The sequence below is a fragment of the Micromonospora sp. genome (assembly GCF_048594385.1).
Taxonomy (GTDB): Bacteria; Actinomycetota; Actinomycetes; order Mycobacteriales; family Micromonosporaceae; genus Micromonospora; species Micromonospora wenchangensis.
Genome location: NZ_JBMDWU010000532.1, coordinates 14,346 through 29,931, shown reverse-complemented (window position 1 = coordinate 29,931; position 15,586 = coordinate 14,346). Strand labels below are relative to the sequence as shown.

At 73.3% G+C, this 15,586-nt stretch carries 15 protein-coding genes and 1 pseudogene; 9 read left to right on the top strand and 7 right to left on the bottom strand.

The window, feature by feature from the left end:
* The 8 genes and pseudogenes from ACOJTC_RS28140 to ACOJTC_RS28105 all read left to right on the top strand — a co-directional run.
* A partial coding sequence (locus ACOJTC_RS28140) for a hypothetical protein (RefSeq protein WP_420119144.1) occupies positions 1 to 186 on the top strand: 186 nt, incomplete at its 5' end.
* A gap of 303 nt (positions 187 to 489) precedes the next feature.
* Positions 490 to 1,032 carry a flavin reductase family protein gene (locus tag ACOJTC_RS28135; RefSeq protein ID WP_357926706.1) on the top strand — a complete coding sequence of 181 codons (543 nt, stop codon included), beginning with the start codon at positions 490 to 492 and terminating at the stop codon, positions 1,030 to 1,032.
* Positions 1,033 to 1,130: 98 nt separating this feature from the next.
* Positions 1,131 to 1,265: a hypothetical protein gene (locus tag ACOJTC_RS28130; RefSeq protein ID WP_420119143.1), complete on the top strand. Its 135-nt coding sequence runs from the start codon at positions 1,131 to 1,133 to the stop codon at positions 1,263 to 1,265.
* A complete protein-coding gene (locus ACOJTC_RS28125; RefSeq protein ID WP_420119142.1) occupies positions 1,262 to 2,329 on the top strand; it encodes an LLM class flavin-dependent oxidoreductase in 1,068 nt (355 codons plus the stop codon). Before ACOJTC_RS28130 ends, ACOJTC_RS28125 begins: the two co-directional genes overlap by 4 nt.
* Positions 2,326 to 4,278 carry an LLM class flavin-dependent oxidoreductase gene (locus tag ACOJTC_RS28120; RefSeq protein ID WP_420119146.1) on the top strand — a complete coding sequence of 651 codons (1,953 nt, stop codon included), beginning with the start codon at positions 2,326 to 2,328 and terminating at the stop codon, positions 4,276 to 4,278. Before ACOJTC_RS28125 ends, ACOJTC_RS28120 begins: the two co-directional genes overlap by 4 nt.
* 11 nt (positions 4,279 to 4,289) lie before the next feature.
* Positions 4,290 to 5,357 (top strand): annotated as a pseudogene (locus tag ACOJTC_RS28115) (PQQ-dependent sugar dehydrogenase); the annotation flags it as partial.
* Positions 5,349 to 5,804, top strand: a complete 456-nt coding sequence (locus tag ACOJTC_RS28110; RefSeq protein WP_420119145.1) for a cellulose binding domain-containing protein — start codon at positions 5,349 to 5,351, stop codon at positions 5,802 to 5,804. The pseudogene ACOJTC_RS28115 and the gene ACOJTC_RS28110, both read left to right, overlap by 9 nt.
* A 118-nt stretch (positions 5,805 to 5,922) precedes the next feature.
* Positions 5,923 to 7,626: a hypothetical protein gene (locus ACOJTC_RS28105; protein WP_420119141.1), complete on the top strand. Its 1,704-nt coding sequence runs from the start codon at positions 5,923 to 5,925 to the stop codon at positions 7,624 to 7,626.
* 17 nt (positions 7,627 to 7,643) lie between these two features.
* Here ACOJTC_RS28105 and ACOJTC_RS28100 read toward each other — a convergent pair whose 3' ends face one another.
* From ACOJTC_RS28100 to ACOJTC_RS28080, 5 genes are read right to left on the bottom strand one after another with little or no spacing between them, the layout of a single operon-like run.
* Entirely contained in the window at positions 7,644 to 9,059 is a 1,416-nt protein-coding gene (locus tag ACOJTC_RS28100; protein WP_420119140.1) for a DUF6297 family protein, read from the bottom strand.
* A gap of 1 nt (position 9,060) precedes the next feature.
* Entirely contained in the window at positions 9,061 to 9,678 is a 618-nt protein-coding gene (locus ACOJTC_RS28095; protein ID WP_204924471.1) for an ABC transporter ATP-binding protein, read from the bottom strand.
* A gap of 58 nt (positions 9,679 to 9,736) precedes the next feature.
* Positions 9,737 to 10,630: a carbohydrate ABC transporter permease gene (locus ACOJTC_RS28090; RefSeq protein WP_357926679.1), complete on the bottom strand. Its 894-nt coding sequence runs from the start codon at positions 10,628 to 10,630 to the stop codon at positions 9,737 to 9,739.
* A gap of 26 nt (positions 10,631 to 10,656) precedes the next feature.
* Positions 10,657 to 11,682, bottom strand: a complete 1,026-nt coding sequence (locus ACOJTC_RS28085) for an ABC transporter permease (RefSeq protein WP_420119139.1) — start codon at positions 11,680 to 11,682, stop codon at positions 10,657 to 10,659.
* Positions 11,679 to 13,358: an extracellular solute-binding protein gene (locus tag ACOJTC_RS28080; RefSeq protein WP_420119138.1), complete on the bottom strand. Its 1,680-nt coding sequence runs from the start codon at positions 13,356 to 13,358 to the stop codon at positions 11,679 to 11,681. The genes ACOJTC_RS28085 and ACOJTC_RS28080 overlap by 4 nt, the downstream gene beginning before the upstream one ends.
* A 218-nt stretch (positions 13,359 to 13,576) precedes the next feature.
* Between ACOJTC_RS28080 and ACOJTC_RS28075 the strand changes: the two genes are divergently transcribed.
* Positions 13,577 to 14,107, top strand: coding sequence for an adenylate kinase (locus tag ACOJTC_RS28075; RefSeq protein ID WP_420119137.1), 531 nt, complete (start codon positions 13,577 to 13,579; stop codon positions 14,105 to 14,107).
* Between the two features lie 27 nt (positions 14,108 to 14,134).
* Here ACOJTC_RS28075 and ACOJTC_RS28070 read toward each other — a convergent pair whose 3' ends face one another.
* Together ACOJTC_RS28070 and ACOJTC_RS28065 are read right to left on the bottom strand one after the other, a co-directional pair.
* Positions 14,135 to 14,950, bottom strand: a complete 816-nt coding sequence (locus ACOJTC_RS28070) for a hypothetical protein (protein ID WP_420119136.1) — start codon at positions 14,948 to 14,950, stop codon at positions 14,135 to 14,137.
* Positions 14,940 to 15,452 (bottom strand): RNA polymerase sigma factor, encoded by a 513-nt coding sequence (locus ACOJTC_RS28065; protein WP_420119135.1) that lies wholly within the window; start codon positions 15,450 to 15,452, stop codon positions 14,940 to 14,942. Before ACOJTC_RS28065 ends, ACOJTC_RS28070 begins: the two co-directional genes overlap by 11 nt.
* Positions 15,453 to 15,586 lie beyond the last annotated feature (134 nt).

Genomic DNA, 15,586 nt, shown 5'->3' with positions numbered 1-15,586 from the left:
CTGCCCGACCAGTGCTCCCCGTTGACCCTGCGCGACGCCGACGGCGCGACGGTGGCCGCCGGCTGCCTGGTCGCCGGCGTCGGTGGCATCGGCGCGACCGTCCTGCCGGGCACCGGTGACTACACCGTCGTGGTGGACCCGTCGGGCGCGGTCACCGGCGCGGTCACCCTCACCCTGAGCCGGTGACCGGCCGGTCCTCACCCGTGGATCAGTGGGGGAGGGGCTGGCGTGGGACGGGGCTTGAAATCCTATCGATTCGATAGGAAACTGGTCCGGTGCTGCTCGTCCGGCTGTTCACCGCCCGCCGGGTCGTCGACCTGATGCGGGTCGCCGCCCAGCGGTGTCCCGGGCCGTCCCCCGCCGCCTGACCGGCTGCGGTCGCCGCACCACAGCGCTGACCGCCACCGCCGCCGGCAGGGCGGAGCCCGTAGGCCCGCGCGGCGTCCGCCGTGCCGCCGAGACCCTTCGACCCCCGTGCGGGAGGCCCCTGTGACGACCGAGTCCGACCATCGTCCACCGCCGGTCGAGGCCGACGCCGACACCCTGCGTACGCTGCTGCGCCACCAGGCCAGCACCGTCGTGGTGGTCACCGCCCCCGGCGCCCCGGCGGTCGGCTTCACCGCCACCTCGTTCACCTCGGTCTCGCTGGCCCCGCCGATCGTCTCGTTCTGCCTGCACCTCGGGGCGTCGAGCTGGCCGACGGTGGCCCGCAGCCGGCACGTGGCGGTGCACCTGCTCGCCCACCACCAGCAGGACCTGGCGCGCACCTTCGCGACCAGCGGGATCGACCGGTTCGCCGCGCCGACCCGGTGGCAGGCCGGGCCGCAGGGGGTGCCGATCCTCGACGACACCCTGGCCTGGCTGCTCTGCCGGGTGGTCGAGCGGGTGCCCGTGGGCGACCACGCGATCGTGCTCGCCGAGCCGGAGCTGATCCGGCACGCCGACGTGGGATCGCCGTTGCTCTACCACCGGGGCCGCTACGCCGGCCTGGCCGGCGGCCCGGAGGGCGTCACCCGCCGCCCCGCCGCCTGACGGCGCAACCTCGGTAACCCGATCCGACCAGGTTGACGTGGGCTCACCGCCGAGCTGACCGCCGCACCCGATCACCTGCCAGGACAGGAGAACCCGCCATGCCCCTCCGCCCCCTGCGGACCCTCGCCGGCCGCGCCACCACCCCGGCCACCATTGGCATCTTCCTGCGCAAGCATCTCGGCCTGAGGACCGCCCGCCCGGTCACCCGGGGCGAGGCCCCGGTCCCGGCATGAAGGTCCTGCTGGTCACGCTGATCACCCACCTGCCCGACCCCGTCACCGGGCGACTGCGGAGCACCACCGGACGGTTCCGGGAGGTGGTCGACACCGCCGTGCTCGCCGAGGAACTCGGTTTCGACGGCTTCGGCGTCGGCGAACGCCACGAACGCCCCTTCATCTCCTCCGCACCGCCGGTGGTGCTCAGCCACATCGCGGCCCGGACCCACACCATCCGGCTGTTCACCGCGGTCACCACGCTGAGCCTGCTCGACCCGGTCCGCGCCTACGAGGACTACGCCACCCTCGACCACCTCTCCGACGGCCGGCTGGAACTGATCATCGGCAAGGGCAACGGCGCCGCCCAGGCCCGGCTCTTCGGCGTCACCGCCGAGGACCAGTGGGACCGCAGCCGGGAGGGCTACGAGCTGTTCCGCCGGCTCTGGCGGGAGGAGCGGGTCACCTGGTCGGGCCGGTACCGGCCGGCGTTGACCGAGGCCGAGACCTGGCCCCGCCCGTTGCAGGAGACCATCCGGATCTGGCACGGCAGCGCCACCAGCCGGGACTCGGTCGACCTGGCCGCCCGCCACGGCGACCCGATCTTCTCCGCCAACGTCGTCAACCCGATCGAGCCGTACGCGGAGCTGGTCCGGTACTACCGGCAACGGTGGGTGCACCACGGCCACGACCCGGCGGACGCCCTCGTCGGGGCCGGCACCGCCGGCTTCTACGCCGCCCGCACCTCACAGGAGGCGGTCGAGACGTACCGGCCGATCTTCGACGCCCGGGTCGCCGCGTCCCGCCGGCTCGGCGTGGAGCCGGTCTTCCCCACCATCGAGGACGCCCTGGCCCGCAGCTCCCTGCTGGTGGGCAGCCCGCAGCAGATCGTCGACAAGGTGCTGCGCCAGCACGGGCAGCTCGGCCACGAGGTGATGCACCTGCGGGCCGACCAGGACGGGCTGACCGCCGAGGCGCACCGGCGGAGCCTGGAGCTGTTCCAGGCGGAGGTGGCACCCGTGCTGCGCCGGGAGATCCCCAGCCGTCTCTTCCGTCCGCCGGCGTCCGCCGCCGCGCCGCTCTGAGCAGAAACGGGGTCACCCATGCCATCGACCGCGCTGTCCGTGCTCGACCTGTCGCCGGTGCCCGCCGGTGGCACCGTGCCGACGCGCTGCGGCACACCGTCGACCTGGCCCGTCGGGTCGAGCAGTTCGGCTACCGCCGCTACTGGGTGGCCGAACACCACCTGGCCGCCGGGGTGGCCAGCGCCGCGCCGGCCGTGCTGATCGGGCAGGTCGCCGCAGCCACCAGCGTGCTGCGGGTCGGCTCCGGCGCGCTGCTGGTGGGGCACCGGACGGCCCTGTCGGTGGTGGAGGAGTTCGGCACCCTCGCCACCCTGCACCCGGGCCGCATCGACCTCGGCATCGGCCGGTCCGGACCGCCCCGCGCCGACGCCAGCGGCGCACCCGCCCCACCGCCGGCCGGCGCCCGGGTGGTCGACGGGCTGCTGATCCCCGCTCCATTCTCCTACGCCCACCTCGCCGCCGCACCCCGGTACGCCCTCGCCACCGCGCTGCTGCACCAGGCCGGCGCGCGACCGCCCGGGTTCGCCGGGCAGCTCGACGACATCCTCGCGCTGCTGCGCGGCGACTACCGGGACGCCGACGGCCTCGACGCGCACGCCGTACCGGGGGAGGGGGCGGACCTGCAGGTGTGGCTGCTGGGCAGCAGCGGCGGGGAGAGCGCCCGACTCGCCGGGGCACGGGGCCTGCCGTTCGCCGCCAACTACCATGTCAGCCCGGCGACGGTGCTCGACGCGGTCACCGCGTACCGGGCGGCGTTCCGGCCGTCGGCGGTGCTGGCGAAGCCGTACGTGGTGGTCTCCGCCGACGTGGTCGTCGCCGACACCGACGCCGAGGCGCGTCGGCTGGCCACTCCGTACGGGCACTGGGTGCACAGCATCCGCAGCGGTGTGGGCGCGATCCCGTACCCGAGTCCCGAGCAGGCCGCCGCCCTGCCGTGGACCGACGCCGACCGGGAACTCGTCGCCGACCGGGTGGACACCCGGTTCGTCGGCGCGCCGGCCACGGTCGCCGAGCGGCTGCGCACGCTGCGGGACGTCACCGACGCCGACGAACTGCTGGTCACCACGATCACCCACGACCACGCCGACCGGGTGCGGTCCTACCAGCTGCTGGCGAAGGAGTGGGCCCAGTCCGGCGACACCGGTCGGGCCACTAGCGGGAGGCGTGCCCACCCCGGCCCGGCCGGCGGCACGGATCGGGGGTGTCCGGGTGGGGGTGGCGCGTCACGGCATCGTGCTGAGCAGCCCGACCTCGGGGCGCAGGACTCCGTCCTGGCCCAGCGACCGGAAGTCGGCCTCGACGGCGGCCCGATCCAGCCGGCCCGCCCGCACCGCGTGGTAGCGCACGACCGACCAGAGGAAGACGTCGAGGGTGTCGAAGCGGGTGCCGCCCTCGACGACCTCCTCCTCGTGGAACCAGAGGCCGACCTGCCCGCTGGCGAGGACCACGTGCAGGTTGCCGCCGCCGTCGGCGCCGATCGAGTAGACGTCGTCGTCGGTGAGCGTCGGCCGGTAGTCGGCGTCGAGGAGCTGGCAGTCGTTCCCGGCGAAGTCGAAGCCGTAGGACCAGTCGTGGATGTCGAGGAACTGGGGCATCCGGCCGGACCGGACCCGGCGGTCGAACGCCGCCAACGCCGTGGCGGCCGGCGGTGGCAGCCGGTCGAGCATCGGCGTCACCGGGCGGGCCGGGTCGGGCACGACGACCGGTGGGCGGTCGGCGAACCAGCGGGCGAGATCGGCGTCGAGGTCACGCTCGACGTAGCCGGTCAGGTCGTCAGGGGTGAGGGTCACCGGCGGATGCTAGCCGCTGCCCCCGACAGGCCCGCGGTGCCGGTCGGCGTCGGCGGGAGGGCCGCCGGCAGGAGTCGGGTTCGTCCACCGCTGCGGCTTTCACCGAGGTCAGGCTATATTGACGCAAGTCACTTACTGCTTCGGAGGTGCCCGACGTGAGAGTCCGTTCGATGGTGGCGGCGGCGGTCGTGGCGGGGCTGGCGGCCACCGGCGTCGGCACCGCCACGCTCGCCGGGGCCGCGCCGGCCGACCCGGCACCGGCCGCCACGACCCTGGCCGTCGGCGACTTCGACTTCACCCGCCCCCAGGTGGTCGCCACCGGCCTGACCGTGCCCTGGGGGATGGACTTCCTGCCCGACGGCAGCGCCCTGACCGCGTTGCGCAACTCCGGCCAGGTGGTGCGGGTCCGTCCCGGGCAGGCCCCGGAGCAGGTGGCGCAGATCTCCGGCGTGAACGCCAGCGGCGAGGGCGGCCTGCTCGGCCTCGCGGTCTCCCCCGGGTACGCCCAGGACGGCTACGTCTACGTCTACCTCACCACCACCACCGACAACCGGATCGTCCGGTTCCGGCTCAGCGCCCCGCAGAACCAGGAGCCGATCCTCACCGGCCTGGCCCGCTCCACCATCCACAACGGCGGGCGGATCGCCTTCGGCCCTGACGGGATGCTCTACGCCGGGGTCGGTGACGCGGGGCAGACCGCCAACGCGCAGAACCCGCAGAGCCGCAACGGCAAGATCCTCCGGATGCGACCGGACGGCTCCGCGCCCTCGGACAACCCGACGGCCGGCTCCCTGGTCTACAGCCTCGGACACCGCAACGTGCAGGGCCTGACCTGGGACGCCCAGGGTCGGCTCTACGCCGCCGAGTTCGGGCAGAACACCTGGGACGAGGTGAACCAGATCGTGGCCGGCGGCAACTACGGCTGGCCCACGGTCGAGGGCCGGGCCAACGACCCCCGGTTCCGGGACCCGCTGCTGGTCTGGACGACCGCGGAGGCGTCCCCGAGCGGCGCGGCGGTCGCCGGCAACCGGCTCTTCGTCGCCGCCCTGCGCGGCACCCGGCTGTGGACCGTGCCGCTGACCGGCACCGGCGGGGTCGGCACCCCGACCGCCGAGCTGACCGGCGCCTACGGCCGCCTGCGCACCGTCGAGTACGGGCCGGACGGCTGGCTCTGGGTCACCACCAGCAACCGGGACGGGCGTGGCACCCCGGCGTCGACCGACGACCGCATCCTGCGCTTCCCGCCGAAGGACACCACCCCGCCACCCACCACCCAGCCACCGACCACCCCGCCCCCGACGACGCCTCCGCCCACCACGCCTCCGCCGACCACGCCCCCGCCCACCACGCCGCCGGGCACCCCGCCGCCCGTCTCCTGCCGGGTCGTCTGGCAGCCCAACCAGTGGAACGGCGGGTTCACCGCCGAGGTGTCGATCACCAACCTGGGATTCTCGGTCACCAGTTGGACGTTGACCTGGTCCTTCGCGGCCGACCAGCGGATCACCAACGCCTGGAACGCGCAGGTCACCCAGTCCGGCGCCGCCGTCACCGCCCGCAACGTCGCCTGGAACGGGAGCGTGCCGCAGAGCAGCACGGTCAGCTTCGGCGTCCAGGGCACCTCCGGCGCGAGCAACCCACGTCCGGCCGCGTTCCAGTTCAACGGGGGAGTCTGCCTGGTCCAGTGATCCACGACGGGGCCGGTCCGGGGTACCCCGGACCGGCCCCGTCGGCCGCGCCCCCCGGCCCGCCCGGGCGACGCGGGCGCGTCGTCGCCGACACACCGGCGTCGGTCGAACCGGGGCAATGTGCCGGATTCGCCGACGCCGGCCGTCGTTCCGGTGGAGCCTGCGAGAGACGCGATCGCGCACGGTGCGGCGGAACGGGGTGGTCTTGAATCGAAGGTTCGTCGGGCTGCTGCTGGTGACCAGCCTGGTGCCGATGATCGAGGCCACCGTGCTGGTCGCCCTCGGATTCCGGGCCGCCCAGGGCATCCCCCCGCAGCTCACCGCCCTGTGGCCGTACGACACCTACCACGACCTGCGGTGGCTCTACGTCTACCACCGGTCGTGGTGGGAGTTCGCGCTCTGGCTGACCTACGTGCTGGTCGCCCGGGGCCTGTTCACCACCGGCCTGGTGCGGCTGGCCTGGCCGGCCGGGGTGCCCCGGCCGTCACTGGGCTGGCTGCTGCGCCGCAACGTCGTGCTCGGCGTGCTGGTCGGCGGGTTCGTCGCGCCCTGGGCGGCGATCTCGGTGGCGGCGTCGGTGGTCGCCCTGTCCTGGGTGCTGCTGGCGTCGCTGCTGCCGATGTTCCTGCTCGCGCCGTTCCTGCAACGGGTGGCCGTGGTGGAGCACTGGTGGCGGGGGCTGCCGTCGATCTCGCTGGTCGGCTGGTCGCTGCTGAACTTCGTGGTGCTGACCGTGGCCGGTGCGCTGTGCTGGGTGGTGCCCGGCTGGTGGACGGTGCCGGTGGCCGGGGTGGCGGGGGCGCTCAACGGGGTGCTGTGGAACCGGACCGTCCGGGCGGCGCTGCTGCCCTCGCGGGTGCGCTGGGCCCGGGTGCCGGTGACCCCGCTGGCGGCGCTGCTGGCCGTCGCCGTTCCGCTGGTCATCCCGCCGGTGACGGAGCTGGTCCCGGGCAACGAGCAGTGGATCAGGACGGCGGTGCTGGAACGACCGCTGCCCGCCGCGGTCACCCACGCGGTGATCGTGCTCACCGGCTACGGCTCGGACTACGGCGGTGAGCAGCCGTCCGACCCCCGGGTGCAGCGCTTCTCCTACCGGGGGCTCGACCCCGGCGGGAGGCCGCTCGCGTACCGGTCGGCGGACACCACCCGGTCGATGGCGGACAGCGTGGCGCTGCTCGCCCGGCAGGTGGAACTGCTGCACCGGCGTACCGGACGGCAGGTGGCGCTGATCGGGGAGAGCGAGGGGGCGATGGTGGCCCGCACCTATCTGGCCCGGCGGCACGACCCGGCGGTCGACATCCTCGTCATGTTCAGCCCGTTGATCTACGCCGGTCGGGCCTACTACCCGCCCCCGCACCACGACGAGGGCTGGGGGGTGGTCACCGGCTGGCAACTGCGGGCCATCTTCGGGCTCGCCGACGTCGGCGGCGGCCCGGACGAGCCGTTCATCCGGTCGCTGCTCGACGACGCGCCGTTCTACCGCAACCAGCTGATGTGTCCCGTACCGGGGGTCCGGATCGTCGCCTTCCTGCCCACCGCGACGGCTACCGAGGCGCCACCGGGGGAGTACAGCCGAATTCCGGTCTACCAGATCCCCGGCGTGCACGGTGGCCTGCTGGACCGCAGACTGCTCCAGGACCGGTTGATCGACTTCCTGATCGGCAAGCCGATCGCGCGCACCCGGGCCGAGTACCCGCTGATGCAGAGCTTCGCCGCCGCCTGGCAGGCGCCGCCGCTGCCGATCGAGGCGAACCCGGCCTGGGCGGGCAACCGGCAACCCGACCCGGCGTTCACCGGGAAGGTCTGCCTGCCGGCCCGCTGAGCGCCAGGCCGCCACCGTCACCGGGCGAGCAGTTGGACGACCACCAGCACGGCGACCAGGTCCGGGCCGCGCAGCACCTGACGGACCAGGTCGACGGGCACCATCGCGAACGGGGTGTTCACCATCGCCCCGCCGTACCGCATGGCTGGGCGGGTGCCGGCCCAGAAGGCGGCCGTCACCACCCCGAGCAGCAGCACCGCGTCGAGCGGGACGGGCACCGGCCGCAGCGCCGGCAGGGTGGCCAGATACCACACGGTGGCGCCGACACCCGGCACGACGAGGTGCGTCAGCCGCAGCAGGGTGTCGTTGCCGCCGAGGGACCGCCGCAGCCCCGCCGACCGGCTCACCGCGCGCAGCCCGCCGGTGAGCCGACCGGTCGCAAGGTACGCCAGGACCAGGTGCGCGGGACCCGCGATCGACGGCAGCGCCACGGCGACGGCGTACATGGCCAGCAGTGCCCCGGCCCAGCCGACGAGGGCGCCCCGACGGCGCGACAACCGGCGTACCTCCGCCTGCAGCAGCACCGCGAACCGGCCGCCGGCCCGCAACGGCCGGCCGCGTACCAGGCCGACCGCGCGCCACCGGCGGCTCTCCACCAGCGCGGCGAGCAGCGACGGGTCCAGCAGCACGGCGGCGGTGGTGGCGGCGTTGGCGAACTGCGCCCCGGTGGTCAGCGCCGCCCGGTCCACCCGGGGCAGCCGCCGGTACGCGTCGACGGTCGACGCCATCGCGACCGGCAACAGCACCAGGCCGACGATGGGGGTGAGCGGCACCGGCGGCAGCGGGAGGGACCCTCCGGTGGCGTGCCCGAGCACCACCAGCACCGCGATCGCCGCGCCGGCGGCGGACAGGCCGACGCCCAATCGGCCCGCCCAGCGGGGCGTGGGGGCCACGCCCTGGGCGACGACGGCCCACCCGGTCGCGGTGGCCCCGCAGGCGAGGCCGGCCAGCGCCGCCCAGCCCAGGTCGGCGGGGCGGTCGCGTCCACCGGCGTACGCGGCTGCCACCGCCAGCAGCCCCACACCCACGGTGCCGCCGCCGACCAGGCCGCCGAACCGGGGGAGCAGCCACGCCCGCCGGTCCACCGGGGAGCTGACCAGCCAGGCCTGGGCGGCCGGGGTGACCAGCAGCGGTCCGGTCAGCCGCAGGCCCCACCAGACGAGCCCGGCCCCCGCCGTCACCGCGGCTACGGCGATCCAGTACCTGTCACCCGGGTCGGTCCGGGCGACCTGTGGGGCCGCCAGGTGGTCACGGATCGCGGCGACCGCGAACCAGCCGTACAGGGCGACGAACAGGACCACGACGTAGGCGTCGGTGAGCACCTCGCCCAGCGAGCCGGGATGGTGGCGGCGCCGGGCCCGTCGCAGCCGGGCCCGCAGCTGCCGGGGCGTGGGCCCCACCACCGCCGGCGGGAAGGTCCTGGTCGACGTCACCTCAACCGCCGATCTCGATCCGCCGGTCGGCGACCGCGTCGATCAGTTCGGTGTCGTGCGACGCCATCAGCACCGCCGTGCCGGCCGCCTTCTCCCGCAGCAGCCGCTGCGCCAGCCAGGCCCGGCCCCGGACGTCGAGGCGCTGCTCCGGCTCGTCGAGGACGAGCAACCGGCGCGGGCGCACGAAGCAGGAGGCGAGGGCGAGACGGCGGCGCTGCCCGCTGGACAGCGTCGCCGGAAGCTGGTCGCGGGCCGGTTCGAGAGCCAGCTCGGCGAGCACCTCCGCGACGGGTCCGGCGGTGCCACCGTGGGCGTAGGCGAGTAGTTCGAGGTGTTCCACGACGGACAGGTCGGGAAAGAAGTCGATGTCGTCGAGGGCGGCGGCGACCGCCGCCCGGACCCGGGGGTCGGTCTCGTCGCAGCGGCGGCCGTCGAGCAGGACCTCACCCTCGTCCGGACGGTCCGCCCCGACGACGCAGCGCAGCAGGGTGGTCTTGCCGGAGCCGTTGGGCCCGACGACGACGGCGACCTGACCCGCGTCGAGTTGGAAACGTACGTCGTCGAGGACGACCAGCGCGCCGAACCGGCGGGTCAGCCCGCGTACGGCAAGTGTGCTCACAAACGCCCACTGTCGCACGCGGGCCGGCACCCCCGCCGACCCGGTCCCGCCGCAGCGGTCAGCCCTTCACGGCGCCGATCAGCACGCCCTTGATGAAGTGCCGTTGGATGAACGGGTAGACCGCGACGATCGGAGCGACGGTGAGCACCACCACCGCCATCTTGATCGCCTCGGTCGGTGGCATGGACACCCCGGTGGTGCCGCCGGAGGTGTGCGGGGCCTGGCCGGCCAGCAGGTAGCTCTGCAGCACCCGCTGGATCGGGTACATGTCGTTGCGGTCGATGAACAGCAGCGCGTCGAACCAGACGTTCCAGTAGCTCACCGCGTAGAACAGCCCCACCACGGCGATGACCGCCCGGGACAACGGCAGCACGATCCGCACCAGGGTACGGAAGTGGCTGGCCCCGTCGACCCGGGCGCTGTCCAACAGCTCCTGCGGGATGCCCTGGAAGAAGCCCCGCACCACGACCAGGTTGAACACGCTGATCGCCGGCGGCAGGATCAGCGCCCAGATGGTGTCCTTGAGACCGAGCCCGGTCACCACCAGGTACTTCGGCACCAGCGGCGGGTAGACCAGGAACGGGATCAGGAAGTAGACCAGAAGCCAGCGGTAGCCGACCGAACGCGGCTGGGACAGCCCGTACGCGGCCAGCACGGTCACGGTCAACGCCAGCGCGCTGCCGATGACGGTGACCAGCGTGCTGATCCACAGCGCCCGGGTGACCGCCCCACCGGCGAAGATCGTCTCGTAGGCCGCGGTGTCGATGCCCCGGGGGACGACGACGAGGCCGCCGGCCTCGGCGAGGGCCTCCCGGGAGGACAGGCTGGTCACCAGGATCACCCAGAGCGGGAAGAGCACGCTGAGCACGAGCAGGGCCAGGAAGGCGGCCTTGAGTCCCTGGCCGATCCGGGTCGGTGGCTCCTCCCACACCGGCCGGCGGTCGCGCCCCACGCGGGCCCTCCGTGCGACAGTCGTGGTCATTTCGAGTAGATCCCCCGTTCGCCGAGCATGTGCGCGACCCGGTTGGCGGCCAGGATCAGGCCGAGCCCGATCGCCGCCTTGAACAGGCCGGCCGCCGCGCCGTAGCCGTAGTTCCCGGTGGCGATGGAGAAGTGGTAGACGAAGGTGTCGAGCACCTCGGCGGCCTGCCGGCCCACCGCGTCGCGTTGCAGCAGGAACTGTTCGAAGCCGACCGAGAGCGCGTCGCCCAGCCGCAGGATGAGCAGCAGCACGATCACCGGGCGCAGGCCGGGCAGGGTGATGTGCCACAGCCGCCGCCACCGGCCGGCGCCGTCGGCCGCCGCCGCCTCGTAGAGGCTGGGGTCGATGGTGGACAGCGCGGCGAGGAAGACGATGGTGCCCCAGCCGACGTCCTTCCAGACCGCCTCGGCGGTGACCAGGATGATGAAGGTGTCCGGGTTGGTCATCACGTTCCACGGCTGCATGCCGGCCTCGCGCATGGTCTGCGCGAGCAGGCCGGCGCCGCCGAGCATGGCGACGAAGAAGCTGACCACGAGCACCCAGCTGAAGAAGTGCGGCAGGTAGACGACGGTCTGCACGAAGGTGCGCCACCGGGTGGACAGCAGGTTGTGCAGCATGATCGCCAGGAAGATCGGCAGCGGGAAGAAGAAGACCAACTGGAACGCGGTGATGGCCAGGGTGTTGCGCAGCGCGTCCCAGAACGCCGAGTCCTCGAACAACAGCTGGAACTGCCCGAAGCCGATCCAGTTGCTGTTCGCGAACGCCTGCAACGGGTTGTCCCCCAGGTAGGGGTTGTAGTCCTGGAAGGCGATGACGTTGCCCAGGATCGGCAGGTAGCTGAAGACCAGCAGGACGAGGAACCCGGGCGTCACCATGAGCAGCAGCTGCCAGTCCCGGGCGAGCCGGGTGCGCAGCGGCACCCGGCGACGGCGGGCGGGGCGGCGCCCGCGTGGCTGCCGGGGGGGGCGCTGGGGCCGGGTCCGGTCGCCCCCGCCCACGACGGTGGTGTCGCGAGTGGTCATCGCCCGGCCTTGGGCAGGGACTTGGCGAGCAGTTCCCGCGCTTCCTCGCCCCCGTTGGCCTTCCACTCCTGCACGATGGCGTCGGCGTCGGAGAGCGGCCGGCGACCGCGCAGCACGTCGGTGAACTTGTCCTCGGTGGGCACCTGGTTGGCCTTGTACGCGGCCGGCATCTCCAGCTTCACCCCGTCCCAGGGGTCCTTCTCCAGGTACTTCACCATGTTGTTGGAGTAGGTCAGGAGGTCCGGCACGTAGTTCGGGGTCTCCGGGTACGGACCGATGGTGGGGTTGCGCCCGCTGATGAAGAAGTACTGGTTGGCGATCTCCTTGAACGCCAGGTCGGTCTTGACCGGCCCGTTCGGCGTGCTGGTGTGGTGCTTGCCCGCCACTCCGTAGTCACGCAGCTGCGCCTCCTGCGAGCCCAGCGGTGCGGAGCACCAGTTCATGATCCGCAGCAGCTCCTCGACCCGCTCCTTGCCCAGTCCCTTCTTGACGAAGGTGAAGGAGATCGGCTCGTCGTCGCCCCAGACCAGGGGGTCGCCGCCGGTGGCGGAGAAGATCGGCACCGGCTGGATGTTCAGCTTGGGGTTGACCTTCTGGTGCTCGGCCTGGGCGCCCTGCCAGAAGCCCACCCCGTTGCGGGTGAAGACGATCGCGCCGTTCTTGGCGAACAGTTGGGCGCTGTCCGCGCCCTTGCTGGCGATGATCTCGGGGTGGACCAGACCGTCCTTGTAGATCTTGGCCATCACCTCGAGGGCCTGCCGGTACTCCGGGGTCTCGTACTTGAACTCCGGGGTCCCGTCGGCCTTGAGCCGCCAGCCCTGCTTGGAGGCCGGCACCTTGTGGTACATCTGGATCATGTCGAAGACGTTGTCGAACGCCCACACCTTCTTGGCCGGGTCGGTGACCTGCTTGGCCACGGAGAGCAGGTCGTCGAGCGACGCCGGCACCGCCAGCCCGCGTGCGTCGAGCAGGTCCTTGCGGGTGAACAACGCCCAGGGGAACGGCCCGTCGGTCGGGTTGGGCACGGCCATCAGCCGCTCGTTCCACAGCGAGTTGCGCCAGGCGCCGGTGGGGAACGAGGCCAGCATCGGGTACGCGTTGGCCGCGTCGCCCTTGAGGTAGTCGGTGAGGTCCTCGAAGAGCACCTTGATCGCCTCGGAGAAGCGCGGGATCTTCTGCACCTCCCAACCCGGCACGCACAGCAGCTCCGGGACGTCCCGCGCGCCGAGCATCGCGTTGAGCTTGTCGGCGTAGGTGTTGCCGTCCTGGATGGTGAAGTTGACCGGCGTGCCCAGCTCCGCGTTGACCGCCTGGAGGTAGGCGTTCTGGGCGACCCCGGGCGGAGCCGGACCCCAGGCCGGGGTCATCGCGGTGATCTCCTTGCCGCTGGTGCCGGGCCGCTCGGTGATCGCGTCGACCAACGAGGACGGGTACTTCGTGTAGCCGTCGGGCACCGGTCGGGTGCCGATGATGTCGGGCTTGATGCTCTGGGCGAGGTCCTTCTGCGTCGGCAGCAGGCCGGCGTAGGAGTCCAGGTTCTGCGCGGCGCCGGAGCCGGCCGGCTTCTCGGAGCACCCGGCGAGCAGGGGGCCGCCGGCGATGGCGGCCGTGCCGAGGCCGACCAGGCCGAGGAAGTGGCGGCGCGAGGGCGTCGAGCCGGGTTGCTGGGGTGTCATCGGTCCCCCTTGGAAAGGGCTGGTGGTGGATTCGCAGGTGGAGGTGGAGCTAGTTGGTCTGGATGTTAAACAAACTAATGGACGGCGGGAGATTCCGACAAGAGGCATCGACGCCCGCCGTGCCGACCGACGCCCGGCCGTCCGCGCCCGGCGACCTTCGCGCCGGGCCGCCCCGGGCACCCCGTGCGGACCCCGTACCCGCTGCGTAGGCTGCCCGGATGAGCGCACCGTCCCGCATCCTGGTCTACGGGGTGTACGGCGCGGGCAAGTCCACACTCGCCGCGCGGCTGGCCGACCGGCTGGGACTGCCCTGGCACCCCGTCGACGACCTGCTGTGGCTGCCCGGCTGGGTCGAGGTGCCGGTGGCCCAGCAACGCGACCGGATCACGCAGATCTGCCGGGGCGAACAGTGGATCATCGACGGGGCCTACCACGGGTGGCGGGACGTGCCGCTGGCCCGTGCCGACCTGGTCGTCGCCCTCGACTACCCGCGCTGGCGGTCCTTCGGGCGGTTACTGCGCCGCACCGTCAGCCGGTTGGTGACCGGCGAGGTGATCTGCAACGGCAACCGGGAGACGCTCGGCAGCGTACTGTCCCGGGACTCGATCCTGGTCTGGCACGTCGGCGCGTTCGGCCGGGCCCGCCGCCGGATGCGGACCTGGCAGGCCGACCCCACCGGACCGCCCGTGCTGCGCTTCGACTCCCCGACGGAACTGGACCGCTGGGTGGCCAGCCTGCCCCGGCGGTGAGCGCGGCCCAACCGCGCCCCGCCGGGGTCAGCCCTGCGGCGCGGGGCCGTTGTCGACGAACCGGAACACGGTGGTCAGCGGGGCGTCGCCCAGTTCCTCGAGGATCAGCCCGCGACGGCTGGAGAACTGGAGGTACGCCGAGTTGTTGCTGATGGCGTAGGTCCGCTGACCGCCGGCCGTGCCGTCGACGGCAATCGAGAACAGCTGCCGCGGCTCCGTCGGCGCGCACGGGGCCCCTGCCACGGTGAGCGGCTGGGAACCCGACGACCGGACCTGCCAGCAGGCCAGGTCGCCGTCGGCGTCCGGTTCGGCGGTCCGGACCAGGTAGGTGCCGGAACCCTGGGGCACGAAGACGAACAGCGACCGGCCCTCGTCACCGTCGACCTCACCGAGACGGCCGTCGTCGAGCAGGGACACCGCACCCTCCGCGGCTGCGGACCGGACCAGGGCGAACCGGCGCTGCCCGAGCCGCAGCGGATCGGCGGACGCCGAACCCTGCGTCGTACCCGGTGTGGCGCCCGTCGACCCGGACGTCGGCCCGCCGGTGGCCGGGGTACGCGGAGTCGGCCCGGTGGACGGGGTCGCCGTGGGGGGCGTCGACGTCGTGGCGGGCGGACCGACGGGCAGGGTGGCCTGCGGCGGCCCCGCCAGGCGGGCCACGGCGAAACCGGCCCCCAGCGCCCCCAGCACGACGACCCCCACCGCGGCCGTCGCGACGTGCCGCTGCCGACGCCTGCGGTCGCCCCGCCGACGGACCTCGGTGACCGTGGCGAGCCGACCGGTCTGCCCGGCGTGCCGGGCCAGCCCCCGCAGGGCGTCGTCGAGCATGTCGTCAGACCCCATGGCCCCTCCCCGCCGTCGTCTGGTGTTCGTCGCCGCTCAGGTACCCGGCCAGGCCCCGGCGGCCCCGGGCCAGCCGGGTCTTGACGGTGTTCGGATTCGCCCGGGTCTCCACGGCGATCTCGGCCACGCTGAGGCCGACCAGATGGTGCAGCACGATGGCCCGGCGCTGCTCGCTGGGGATGCGCCGCAACGCCTCGACCAGCACGACATGATCGACCGAGACGGCATCGACCTGCTGGGCGACCGCCTCCCGGCGGTGGGCCCGCACCCGGTTCACCGTCTTGCGCCAGGCGCTCACCGCGATCCGGTACGCCACCTTGCGCACCCACGCCTCGGGGCTGTCGCACTCCCGCACCGTCGACCAGCGGCTCCAGGCGCGGGCGTACGCCTCGGCCACCGCGTCCTCGGCCTCGGTACGGCTGCCGACCATCGCGTACACCTGCCCCAGCACCCGCTGGGCCGACGAGGCGTAGAACGCGTCGAACTCCTCGGCGTCACGCATCGATCACGCTCTCCACCCACCCGCTCGCCTCTGGTCCCGTCCCCGCCTGCGGGCAGCCCGCCCGGCCCCGCCCGCCCCTGTCACGCCCCGTTCCGGTCGGATCGGCCTGGGCGCGGCCCCGGCCGACCCGACCG

Bases quoted from the DNA above. Each gene is read 5' to 3' on its own strand.
- ACOJTC_RS28130 (WP_420119143.1), top strand. From the start codon at position 1,131: ATGCCCCTCCGCCCCCTGCGGACCCTCGCCGGCCGCGCCACCACCCCG.
- ACOJTC_RS28125 (WP_420119142.1), top strand. From the start codon at position 1,262: ATGAAGGTCCTGCTGGTCACGCTGATCACCCACCTGCCCGACCCCGTC.
- ACOJTC_RS28105 (WP_420119141.1), top strand. From the start codon at position 5,923: ATGTGCCGGATTCGCCGACGCCGGCCGTCGTTCCGGTGGAGCCTGCGA.
- ACOJTC_RS28085 (WP_420119139.1), bottom strand. From the start codon at position 11,682: ATGACCACTCGCGACACCACCGTCGTGGGCGGGGGCGACCGGACCCGG.
- ACOJTC_RS28080 (WP_420119138.1), bottom strand. From the start codon at position 13,358: ATGACACCCCAGCAACCCGGCTCGACGCCCTCGCGCCGCCACTTCCTC.
- ACOJTC_RS28075 (WP_420119137.1), top strand. From the start codon at position 13,577: ATGAGCGCACCGTCCCGCATCCTGGTCTACGGGGTGTACGGCGCGGGC.
- ACOJTC_RS28070 (WP_420119136.1), bottom strand. From the start codon at position 14,950: ATGGGGTCTGACGACATGCTCGACGACGCCCTGCGGGGGCTGGCCCGG.
- ACOJTC_RS28065 (WP_420119135.1), bottom strand. From the start codon at position 15,452: ATGCGTGACGCCGAGGAGTTCGACGCGTTCTACGCCTCGTCGGCCCAG.